Genomic DNA, 10,784 nt, shown 5'->3' with positions numbered 1-10,784 from the left:
GGCGCGTCGAGCCCGTCCAGCGCCGGGGCGGGCTGCTCGGCGACGGGCTGCGGCTCGCCGGTCACGGCCTCGGGGCCGGCCGGGACGTCCGCGGCGTCCACGGCATCTGCGGCGTCCTGGGCTGCGGCCTCGGCCGGCTCGGGCTGCGGCTCCTGGACCTGCGGGCCCTGCGCGCGGGCGTCGTCCTGCGGCTCCTGGAGCTCCTGGGGCTGACCGGGCTGCGCTTCCTGGACCGGAGCCTGCTCCTGGAGGGGCAGCTCCTGCGCCTGCACCTGCTCCTGCACGGGCAGGACGGGCGGGTGCTCCTCGGCCGGCTGCGGCACCGACTGGTCGTCGGGAATCTGGTGGTCGGGGACCTGCTGGTCGACGACCGGCTGGTCCGCGGCCTGCTGGTCCGGGATCGGCTGCTCCTGGACCCGCTGCTCCCGGACCGGCTCGGCGGCGGGCTCGGGCAGCGGCTGCCCGGCACCGGTCTCCGCGACGGGCTCGGCCGCCGATCCGTCGACCGGCTCGGGGGCCACGGAGGCCTCGGGCAGCGGCGGGACGACCATCGCCCGCGGCGGCGTCGGGGCCAGGTGCGGTGTGGTCGGCACCTGCCCCTCCACCGGCACGAACTGACCGATGGTCTGCTCGCCGACGAACGGCTGGGCCTGCTGCGGCTGAGGCGCCGCGGCGTACGACGCCTGCTCGGGCTGTCCGGCGTACGCGGCCACCGGCTGCTCCGGCGCGGGCTGGAACTCCTGGCCGCCGCCCGGCATCTGGGGCTGCGGGAACTGGCCCGGCTGCCCGCTCCCGTCGGCGTACGGGGCGGTGGGGTCAGGGACGACCGTTTCTGCGGGCATGGCGGGCGCGGCCGGCGCGACGGGCGCGACGGGCGCCTCGACGGGCTGTTCGTACCCGGCCTGCTGCGGCTCGGCCTGCACTCCGGCGGGCTGCCACGGGGCGGCGCCCTGCGGCGGGACGTCGAGGTACTCGGGGCCGACGGTGGGCGGACCGGACTGGTGCAGCGGCATCGCATGCGGCGGGGTCGCCTGCGCGGGGCCCCGGTCGGCCAGCGAACGCACGGGCCCCGTACCGGCCTCGGGCACGGGCGGCCCCATGTGCAGCGGACGGCGCGGGCCGCCCTGGCTCTGGCCCGCGGCGGGGGCGGCGGCCTGCGGCATCTGCAGGGCGCCGAGGTCGTGGTGTCCGCTGTCGCGGCCGGCCATCTCGTGCGGGCCGGGCTCGTGCACGGCGGCGGGGCCCGGCTGCTGCGGCTGCGGCGCCCCGGCGAACGCGGCGGCCTGCGGCTGGCCCCAGGCGCCCTGGGATCCGGGCATCAGGAGCAGCTCGTCGTCCTCGGTGACGGCTTCGGCGGGATCGAGGTAGGTGTACGCGCCCGGGGCGGGAACGCCCTGCTGATCCACCCCCGCGCTCTCCGGCAGCCCTTCGCCCGGAACCTGACCGGTTTCGGTCATGACCTACCCCTCGCCCATCGTGAGAACTTACCGGCCGCTCCGCTCCCGGCCGACCGCCGGTGGAGCAACCCCCTTGACCGGAGCGATGTCGCCGCCCGTCCAGTAGAACGAGCGCACGCGCCGCGCGGCACGAACCGACTCCGGACAACAGGCATTGTCCCCGTCGGACCGCGGCCACGGTACGTAGTTCGACCATGGCTTTCTGTGGACTGCGCCACGTTGCGCGTCCTCCGGTCGTGCCGTACCACAGGCGCTCCAAGAGTGGTGCGTTTCCGGGACATTGACCGACGAACTGTCAGGTGTCCCGCTGCGGTACAACAATCGGTCAGCCTACCGCGCGCGCCCGGCCGTCCGGGTCACGGGTGGCGATCCGGAAGGCGCCCGCACAGCAGGAAGCCCACGGTCCGTTCCTTCTCCGTCCAGCGGCGAGTGTCCAGTTCGACGGATTGCAGGAGGGCGCACTCGACGTCGTAGCCGTGTTCCGTCAGGTCCCGGCCGACGAGTTCGGCGGCGTCGCGTGTCGCGGCGTGGGTGACGATGCGGGCGGGCCGCCGGTCGGCGACCGCGCGGACGACGGCCGCTCCCCCGCCGCCGATCCGGACGACGTCGGGTTCGGGCAGATCCTCGAGGACGTGCGGGGCGGTGCCGTGCACGATCTGGGTCTGGACGCCGAGGCGGCGGGCGGTGGCGAGGGTGCGGGCGCAGGCGTCGGCGTCGCTGTCGACGGCGATGACGGCGGCGCCGAAGCGGGCGGCCTCGGCGGTGAAGGCGCCGCTGCCGCAGCCGATGTCCCACACCAGGTCGCCGGTGCGGGGGCCGAGCCGGGCGAGCTGGCCCGCGCGCAGCTGTTCGGTCTCGCCCTCGCCGAACGGGCCGGTGTAGGCGGTGGCGGGCAGGGCCCAGCCGCGGGGTGCGGTGTCGGGGTCGCCGCCAAAGACCCAGCCGCCGTTCTCGGTGGCGCCGGCGACGGGGCCGCCGATGGCGATGACGACGTTGGGGTCGCGCCAGGTGTGGTCGGCGGCCTTGTCGGAGGTGACGACGGTGACCTGTTCGCGGTCGGTGCCGAGTTCCTCGCAGATGACGAAGGTGCGGTGGACTCCTTCGAGGAGCAGGCCGAGTTCGGCCGGTCCGGCGCCGGGCGAGGTGAGGACGGCGACCTTGGTGTGGGCACGGCACACGTTGACCGCGCGTCGCAGGGTGCGGCGGTGGGCGACGACCACCTTGGCGTCGTCCCAGGGCATGCCGGCGCGGGCGAACGCCTGGGCGACGGCGGAGACGGCGGGCACGACCTCGACCTCGAGGCCGTACTCGGGGGCGCGCAGGGTGCGCACGACGCCGAAGAAGCCCGGGTCGCCGTCCGCGAGGACGACGGCGGTACCGCGGTGGCCGGCGATGCGTCGGGCGGCGAGGGCGACGCTGCCGAGGCGGATGCGTTCGGCGCCCGTGGGCACCTCGGGCAGTGCCAGGTGATGGGCGGCGCCCGCCACGAGTGTGGCGGCGCCGAGCGCGGAGCGGGCTGCCGCCGTCAGCGGGGATCCGTCCCAGCCGATCACCGTGACCCGGTCGGCCATCGTCGTCAGTCTCCTGGGTGTGCGCGGGGGGCGGGGCACCGTGAGCGTACCCGGTGGGGTCGGGACGTTCGCCGCGGGCTGCGGGCCGGTGGGGGCTGGTCGCGCAGTTCCCCGCGCCCCTGAAATGCATGGCGCGCCCGGCGACGGGGAGGGGCGGGTCAGTTCCAGTCGGAGAAGGCGGTGAAGCCGCCGGCCTCCGCGAGCTGCTCCGTGACCCCTTCGAGGTCCTCCGGGAGAAGGCTCCACACGATGAAGTCCGTGCGGACCTCGGCCCAGCCGCCGTCCTCCGTGCGCGTACGCGCTATGCAGGCGTTGCGCAGGACGCCCTCGCTGATGCAGCCGATCTTCTGGGCGACCTGCTGGGAGGCGGTGTTGTCGGCGGCGGTGCGCAGCTCGATGCGCTCGAGGCCCTGGTCGCGGAAGAGCCACTGGGCGGTGGCGAGCGCGGCCTCGGAGGCGTATCCCTCACCGCGGGCCCAGGGGGCGACGATGTAGGACAGTTCGGTGGCACGGACGTGCCAGTTGGTCTTGGTGAGCTGGACGACGCCGACCAGACGCTGGGTCAGGAACTCGGTGACGGCGAGGTCGAGGCCCTGGCCCGAGGTGCGCTGGCGGGGTGCGTGGTGGCTGATCCAGCGGCGTGCGCCGTCCTCGGTGAAGGGCTGCGGCACGGACGTCCAGGCGGCGACCAGTTCGTCGTTCATCATCTCCGCGAGGGCGGGGACGTCGTCCTCGTCGAGCGGACGCAGCACCAAGCGCTCCGTGCTGATGGAGATCTCGGGGAAGGTGTTCGTCATGCGCCGCTCCGTAACCTTCGTGGCCGCCTGTTCGTCCCTCGTGCCGGCCGGGGTGAGTGCCCAGCATGCAGCATGAAGGCACGTCACTGCACAGGGGGGCCGCACCCGTTGCCGGGTGCGGCCCCCATGAAACCGCATCGTGGACGTGTCAAGAAGTGATGAGGTATCAGAACGAGGGCAGGACGGAACCCTTGTACTTGTCCTCGATGAACTTCTTCACCTCGGGCGAGGTGAGGAGCTTCGCGAGCTTCTTGACGCGGGGGTCGGACTCGCTGCCCTTCTTGACCGCGAGCACGTTGTTGTACGCGTTGTTCTTCGTCGACTCGAGGGCGAGCGCGTCCTTGGCGGGCTTGAGGTCGGCGCCGATGGCGTAGTTGCCGTTGATGACCGCGCCGTCGACGTCCTCGAGGGAGCGCGGGGTCTGCGCCGCCTCGACCTCCTTGAACTTCAGGCCCTTGGGGTTCTTGGCGACGTCCGCCGGGGTGGCGGTGGCCTCGGCGCCCTTCTTCAGGGAGATGACACCGGTCGAGGCGAGGAAGCGCAGGGCGCGGCTCTCGTTGTCGGCGTCGTTCGGGACGGCGATGGTGCCGCCCTTGGCGAGGTCCTCGACCTTCTTGGCCTTCTTCGAGTAGAGGCCGAGCGGCTCGAGGTGGACCGTGGCGACGGACTCGAGGTGGGTGCCGTTCTTCTTGTTGAAGTCGTCCAGGTAGGGCTGGGTCTGGAAGTAGTTGGCGTCGACGGAGCCGTCCTCGGTGGCGTTGTTCGGCTGGACGTAGTCCGTGAACTCCTTGACCTCGAGGTTGAGGCCTTCCTTCTTCGCCAGGTTGTCCTTGATGTAGTCGAGGATCTCGGCGTGCGGCACGGGGGTGGCCGCGACGACCAGGGTGTCCGAGGCCTTGGCCTTGGTGTCGCCCTTGTCGGAGCCGCAGGCCGTGAGGCCCAGGGTGAGCGCGCCGGTGGCGAGGACAGCAGCGGTGATCTTGGTGGTGTTACGCACGAAAAGTGCCTTTCTCCAGGGTGGTGCAACCCGCCGGGGGACGGGGAGTCAGGGATGCGGCGGGTGGGGTCAGCGGGTGGTCTTGCCGGTGGCGGCCTGCGCGGCGGCGGGGCCGCCGGGCAGGAAGCCGCCGAGCAGGCGGAACCGGAGTGGTTCGCCGCCCTTGCCCGCGCGGCGGTGCAGGACCCGGGCCCCGCTGTCGCCGGCGAACTGGATGAGCGAGATGACGACCGCGAGGACGGCGACGGTGATCCACATGAGGTTGCCCTCGAAGCGCTGGTAGCCGTAGCGGATCGCGATGTCGCCGAGACCGCCGGCGCCCACGGTGCCGGCCATCGCGGAGTAGCCGATGAGCGCGACGATCGTCGTGGTGGTGGCGGAGATCAGGGAGGGCAGCGACTCGGGGACGAGGACCTTGCGCACGACGGTCCAGGTGTTGCCGCCCATCGACTGCACGGCCTCGACGAGGCCGCCGTCGACCTCGCGCACGGCGGTCTCGACGAGCCGGGCGAAGAACGGGATGGCGCCGATGGCGAGCGGCACGATGGCGGCCTCGCGGCCGATGGTCGTGCCGACGACCGCGCGGGTGAAGCTCATGAGCGCGACCATCAGGATGATGAAGGGCATCGAGCGGACGATGTTGACGACCTGGCCGATGACCTTGTTCACGAGGGCGTTCTGCAGCAGGCCGCCGCGGTCGGTGAGGACCAGCAGGACGCCGAGCGGGAGTCCGCCGACGATGGCGATCAGCGTGGACCAGCCGACCATGTAGAGGGTGTCCCAACACGCCTGGGACAGCAGCGGCTGCATCTCCGACCAGGTCACTTGGTGACACCTTCCTTCAGCAGTACGGACGGCTCGTCGTGGCGGGGGTCGCCCTGGACGCGTTCGACCTGGAGGCCCTGCTCGCGCAGGAATCCGATCGGCACGACGTTGTCCTCGTAGCGGCCGGGCAGTTCGATGCGCATGCGGCCGACCTGCTTGCCGGCGACGGTGTCCATCGCGGCGCCCAGGATCGAGATGTCGACGTTGTAGGTGCGCGACAGCTGCGAGATGACCGGCTGCGTCGCGGACTCGCCGTGGAAGGTGACGTCGATGACGGTGCGGTCCGCGCCGGAGGCGTCGCCGCCGACCGGGAAGAGCGCGGCGGCGAGTTCGGAGCCGGGGGTCGCGAGGAGCTCGCTGACGGTGCCGGACTCGACGATCTGCCCGCGCTCCATGAGGGCGGCGGAGTCGCAGACGGTCTTGACGACGTCCATCTCGTGCGTGATGAGCAGGACGGTCAGGCCGAGCTGGCGGTTGAGGTCGCGCAGGAGCTGCAGGATGGAGCGGGTGGTCTCCGGGTCGAGGGCGGAGGTCGCCTCGTCGGAGAGCAGCACCTTCGGGTCACCGGCGAGGGCGCGGGCGATGCCGACGCGCTGCTTCTGGCCGCCGGAGAGCTGGGCCGGGTAGGCCTTGGCCTTGTCGGCGAGGCCGACGAGGTCGAGGAGTTCGAGCGCCTTGGCCGAACGTTCCTTCCCCGACTTGCCGAGGATCTCGAGCGGCAGCTCGATGTTGTCCTGGACGGTGCGCGAGGAGAGCAGGTTGAAGTGCTGGAAGACCATGCCGATGCGGCTGCGGGCCTCGCGGAGCTGCTTGCCGGCGCGGGTGCCGCGGCCGGCGAGCGCGGTGAGGTCCTGGCCGGCCACCGTCACGGTGCCGGAGGTGGGGCGTTCCAGGAGGTTGACGCAGCGGATGAGGGAGGACTTGCCGGCGCCGGACTGGCCGATGACGCCGTACACCTCGCCCTCGCGGACGTGCAGGTCGACGCCGTCGAGGGCGGTGACCTCGCGGCCGCTCGAGCGGTAGACCTTGGTGAGGCCCTGGGTGGTGATCACGTGGGTTTCCGTCACTGTCGAGTGCGCGGCAGGGGTGTCGCCGGGCACGGGGCATTCATTCGGGAACGGTGAGTCCGGGCGCGGGGTGCTCTCGCTCTCGACGGGGAGCGGGTACTGGGACCAGTACGTGACACAGTGCGCGGGCAGACCGAGTCTCGCTTCGGGGCGCGAGAACTGGTGGTGCGGGGGCCCTCAGAAGGCGCACATTCGACACATACAACGAGCACCGGGCGTCATGGTCGCCTCGGTCGCAAGGATGCGGCTGCTCGTCGTGGTCATGCGGCAAGTAAAGCAGACAGGTGACGGTGTCCGGCGCCCGCTGTCCGTATAGCGGACAGCCCTGGACGGGGGCGCCGGGCCCGTCAGGCGCCCGCGGTGATCCGCAGGCCGGCCGCCGTGGCCAGTACTGACACGGCCGAGAGGTCGTCGACGACGGCGTCGGCGGTCAGCTCGTGCGCCTGGTGCGTTGTGGTCAACGCCACGGTCCGCATCCCGGCCGCGCGACCGGCGGCGAGCCCCGCCGGGGCGTCCTCGAACACGACGCAGCGCGCGGGATCGGCCCCGAGTTTCCCGGCAGCGAGCAGGAACGGCTCGGGGTCCGGCTTGCCGCGCGTGACGTCGTCCCCCGCGATCAGCAGCGGCGGCCTGATGCCGACGGCGGCCAGCCGGGCCCCGGCGAGCCGGCGGGTGGCGGAGGTGACGACGGCCCAGCTGCCCTCGGGGAGCGCGGCGAGCAGCCGTGCGGTGCCGGGCAGCACGGTGATGCCGCCGTTCGCGACGTCCTCGACCTCCAGCCGGTCGATGCGGGCGACGGCCTCGCCGACCCGCTCGGCGGGCAGCAGGTCGGCCACGATCTCCGGGGTGGTGCGGCCGTGCAGGGTGACGCCCGCGAAGTCGTCGGCGGTGATCCCGTACTCCTGCGCCCAGCGGGTCCAGCAGCGGTACACGGACTCGATGGAGGACAGCAGCGTTCCGTCGTTGTCGAACAGCAGGGCGTCGGCGGTCGTCTCCATGGTTCCTGAGCGTACGGGGGCGCTCCGGGGCCGGGCGCGGCGGGCCTTCTGTCCCGTAATAGGGTCTGGCCCATGCTTGATGTCCTGACCCTGGTGACGGGTCTCGCCGCGCTCGCGCTCGCCGCGTGGTGCGGGTTCGCCGCGTACCGCGACCAGCCGACGAAGGACTGGCACTTCATCGGTATGGCCGTGGTGTCGGCGCTGGCGCTGTTGCAGCTGGTGGTCGGGATCGTGCAGCTGGCGCGGGGCGAGAAGCCGGACCAGGGCACGACGATCTTCGTCGCGTATCTGATCGGGGCGTTCGCGTGCGTCCCCGCCGTCGGGTTCATGTCGCTGGCGGAGCGGACCCGCTGGGGTTCGGTGACGGTCGCCGCGGGCGGTGTGGTCCTCGCGGTCCTCGAAGTGCGGCTCTACGACATCTGGGGAGGATGAGGTGGCTGTGACCTCCTCGGAGAAGAACACCGGCGCCGGACAGCACACGGGCGCGGGTCCGACCGGTCCGGCGACGGGCGGCCGGCGGCGGCTGATCAGCGGTCCCGGGATGCTGCTCGTGTGGCTGTACGGGGTGATGGTCGTCGGCGCGGTGTCGCGCTCGGCCGTGCAGATCTCGACGGACTTCGGCAGGGCTCCGCTCGCCTACTCGCTGTCGGCGGTGGCCGGACTCGTCTACGGGTTCATCACGTACTCGCTGGTGCGCGGCGGCGACACGGCGCGCCGCGCCGCGTTCGTGTGCTGCGGCCTGGAGTTGGCCGGGGTGCTGATCGTCGGGGCGTGGACGCTCGTCGAGCCGTCCGCGTTCCCGGACGCGACGGTCTGGTCGGACTTCGGGATCGGCTATCTGTTCATTCCGGTGCTGCTGCCGCTGACCGCCATGTACTGGCTGCGCAAGGGCGTGCTGCGGCAGCAGCCGGAGGACTCCGCGGGCTGAGCCGGCGCTCAGGCGCTCGTGGCGAGCGCCGCCGCGTCGAGACCCTGGGCGTCCTTGGCGAGGGTGACGAGCGTGAGCCGCTCGTCGACCTGCCGGGTGTCGACCGTCGTGTAGCCGTGCTTGCGGTACAGCCGCAGGTTGTGCTCGCTGCGGTGACCGCTGAACAGCTGGAACCGCCGGGCCGCGCCCGCGGTACCGAGGGCGGACTCGATGGCGCCGAGCAGCCGGCCGCCGAGGCCGTGCCGCTGCATGCGCGGGTGGACGATCAGCTTGCCGATGCGGGCGGTGCCGTCGGCGTCCACCGAGCCGCGCACGGAGGCCACCACCTCGTCACCGAGGCGGGCCACCAGGACGGTGCCGCCGGTCAGTTCGGCCCTGACCGAGTCGAGGGACTGCGTGAGCGGCTCGATCGAGTAGTCCCCGTAGAGCTGCGCCTCGCTCTGGTAGCAGAGGTACTGCAGCTTGAGGATCTGCTCGGCGTCCGCTTCGGTCGCCGCAGAGATGGTCACGCTCATGCCCATGTGTGCATGCCTCCCGCTCACCTGTCCGCCGGTTGTCCCTCACCCTTTTCCCCGGCGACCCCTCGGCGCAACCTCGGCGGGCAGGATTCTGCGCAGGCATCCCAGACATCTGGAACGTTCCGGCCCAAGACTGCCTTGTGAGATACCCAACTCGCCTGCGATTTCACGGTAAGTGAGGTCTTCGGGTGACAGGAGCGCACCGATGAGACGCGGGCAGCGGCCGGGGAGGCGGCGTACGGCCGAATGCAGGGCACGGGCCCGCTCGCGGGTCAGGGCGCGGTGCTCGGGGTCCGTGGCGGCGGGCTCGTCGGCGACCGGTTCGCCGGCGTAGGGCCGCTCGTGGTCCGCGGTGCGGCGGTGCCGGCGGGCCTCGGCGCGGACCGCCGCGATGAGCCAGGCGGCGAGGTCCGGAGGCGGTCCCTGGCTGTCGACGCGCTCCAGGAGGCGGAGCCAGACGGCCTGCTCGAGGTCGGCGTGGCCGTCGCCGGGCAGTTCGGCGCGGGCCTCCGCCGCGAGCAGCGGGCGCAGGGCGGCGAGGACGGTGTCGTGGATCATGCACGGCGGGACGCGGCCGCCCCGGCGTCCGGTTGCCGGGGCGGCCGCGTCTCACTCCAACCGGGATCGGCGGGTCAGCCGTTGACGAAGTCCTCGCGGGCGAGCAGGCCGGTGTCGCAGTTGTCGGTGAAGATGCCGTCGATGCCGGTCGCGAAGTAGGTCCGGAAGGCGCCGAAGGCGTCGCCGTACGCGTTCGGGTCGGTGCCCTTCCTGAAGTCGGCGGGCAGGAAGGTGTTCTCGTTGCGCATCGTGTACGGGTGCAGGAGCAGCCCGGCGGCGTGCGCGTCCTTGACCAGGGTGGTCGGTTCGAGGAGTTTGCCGCTCTTGTCCTTCGGGATGACCAGGTCGAGCGTGGGGCCGATGCCCTGGGCGTAGCCGGCGATCTCTCTGAGGCCCTTGGGGGTGATGAGGTCGGCCACGGTGCGCGGGTCGCCGTTCGCGACGAAGTCGGCGGGGCGGGAGTCCGCCGTGGAGAGCAGCACCACGAGCGGGTTGCCGACGAGCTTGTTCAGGCGCTGGATGCTGGTCGGCTCGAAGGACTGCAGGAAGGCCGGCGAGTTCTTCCTGTGCAGACCGTGGGCGCGCAGCAGCTTGGCGACGCGCTCCTCGAGACCGAGACCGATCGTGCGGAAGTAGGTGGGGTGCTTGGTCTCGACGTGGATCCAGACCTCACGACCGCGCTCCTTGCTCGCCTTCGCGCGCCACGTGAGCACCTCCTCGAAGGTGGGGATCTCCCAGCGGCCGTCGTACAGCGTGTTGTGCGGGCGGTTGGCCGGGATGCGCTCGGTGGCCCGCAGGGTCTTGAGCTCGGCGAGCGTGAAGTCCTCGGTGAACCAGCCGGTGGTGGAGACCCCGTCGATGACCTTCGTGGTCCTGCGCGAGGCGAACTCCGGGTGCGCGGAGACGTCGGTCGTGCCGCCGATCTCCGGCTCGTGCCGCAGGACGAGGTGGCCGTCCTTGGTGGGGACGACGTCGCCGGCCTCGATGACGTGGGCGCCCATCTCGAGCGCCAGCTGGTAGGAGCCCAGGGTGTGCTCGGGACGGTAGCCGCTGGTGCCGCGGTGGGCG

General features: G+C 72.2%; 11 protein-coding genes and 1 pseudogene. 2 read left to right on the top strand and 10 right to left on the bottom strand.

The window, feature by feature from the left end; genetic code table 11:
• The 7 genes and pseudogenes from GTW43_RS07590 to GTW43_RS07560 form a co-directional block, all read right to left on the bottom strand.
• Positions 1–1,457 (bottom strand): annotated as a pseudogene (locus tag GTW43_RS07590) (5,6-dimethylbenzimidazole synthase); the annotation flags it as partial.
• A gap of 356 nt (positions 1,458–1,813) precedes the next feature.
• The gene (gene cbiE, locus GTW43_RS07585; protein ID WP_161300858.1) at positions 1,814–3,028 is read right to left on the bottom strand and encodes a precorrin-6y C5,15-methyltransferase (decarboxylating) subunit CbiE; all 1,215 of its coding nucleotides are present in this window, start codon (positions 3,026–3,028) and stop codon (positions 1,814–1,816) included.
• A 158-nt stretch (positions 3,029–3,186) separates the two neighbouring features.
• Positions 3,187–3,825: a GNAT family N-acetyltransferase gene (locus GTW43_RS07580; RefSeq protein WP_161300857.1), complete on the bottom strand. Its 639-nt coding sequence runs from the start codon at positions 3,823–3,825 to the stop codon at positions 3,187–3,189.
• A gap of 166 nt (positions 3,826–3,991) precedes the next feature.
• On the bottom strand, positions 3,992–4,822 hold the full coding sequence (locus GTW43_RS07575; protein ID WP_161300856.1) for a MetQ/NlpA family ABC transporter substrate-binding protein: 831 nt from the start codon (positions 4,820–4,822) through the stop codon (positions 3,992–3,994).
• A gap of 69 nt (positions 4,823–4,891) precedes the next feature.
• Positions 4,892–5,647 (bottom strand): methionine ABC transporter permease, encoded by a 756-nt coding sequence (locus tag GTW43_RS07570; RefSeq protein ID WP_161300855.1) that lies wholly within the window; start codon positions 5,645–5,647, stop codon positions 4,892–4,894.
• The gene (locus tag GTW43_RS07565; protein WP_161300854.1) at positions 5,644–6,699 is read right to left on the bottom strand and encodes an ATP-binding cassette domain-containing protein; all 1,056 of its coding nucleotides are present in this window, start codon (positions 6,697–6,699) and stop codon (positions 5,644–5,646) included. The genes GTW43_RS07570 and GTW43_RS07565 overlap by 4 nt, the downstream gene beginning before the upstream one ends.
• Before the next feature lie 362 nt (positions 6,700–7,061).
• Positions 7,062–7,712, bottom strand: coding sequence for an HAD-IA family hydrolase (locus tag GTW43_RS07560; protein ID WP_161300853.1), 651 nt, complete (start codon positions 7,710–7,712; stop codon positions 7,062–7,064).
• Between the two features lie 72 nt (positions 7,713–7,784).
• Between GTW43_RS07560 and GTW43_RS07555 the strand changes: the two genes are divergently transcribed.
• Both GTW43_RS07555 and GTW43_RS07550 read left to right on the top strand, forming a co-directional pair.
• Positions 7,785–8,144 (top strand): hypothetical protein, encoded by a 360-nt coding sequence (locus GTW43_RS07555; protein WP_161300852.1) that lies wholly within the window; start codon positions 7,785–7,787, stop codon positions 8,142–8,144.
• 109 nt (positions 8,145–8,253) lie between these two features.
• Entirely contained in the window at positions 8,254–8,640 is a 387-nt protein-coding gene (locus GTW43_RS07550) for a hypothetical protein (protein WP_237536459.1), read from the top strand.
• Between the two features lie 8 nt (positions 8,641–8,648).
• Here the strand turns inward: GTW43_RS07550 and GTW43_RS07545 are convergent, their stop codons facing one another.
• The 3 genes from GTW43_RS07545 to GTW43_RS07535 all read right to left on the bottom strand — a co-directional run.
• Positions 8,649–9,161 carry a GNAT family N-acetyltransferase gene (locus GTW43_RS07545; RefSeq protein WP_161300851.1) on the bottom strand — a complete coding sequence of 171 codons (513 nt, stop codon included), beginning with the start codon at positions 9,159–9,161 and terminating at the stop codon, positions 8,649–8,651.
• Positions 9,162–9,200: 39 nt separating this feature from the next.
• A complete protein-coding gene (locus tag GTW43_RS07540) occupies positions 9,201–9,716 on the bottom strand; it encodes a sigma-70 family RNA polymerase sigma factor (RefSeq protein ID WP_161300850.1) in 516 nt (171 codons plus the stop codon).
• 74 nt (positions 9,717–9,790) lie between these two features.
• On the bottom strand, positions 9,791–10,784 hold a 994-nt coding region (locus GTW43_RS07535), incomplete at its 5' end, for a glycerophosphodiester phosphodiesterase (RefSeq protein ID WP_161300849.1).

Origin of the sequence: Streptomyces sp. SID5785, assembly GCF_009870065.1 — a bacterium.
GTDB lineage: Bacteria > Actinomycetota > Actinomycetes > Streptomycetales > Streptomycetaceae > Streptomyces.
The sequence above is the reverse complement of the archived record's forward strand: the minus strand, read 5'-3'. Positions and strand labels throughout refer to the sequence as shown.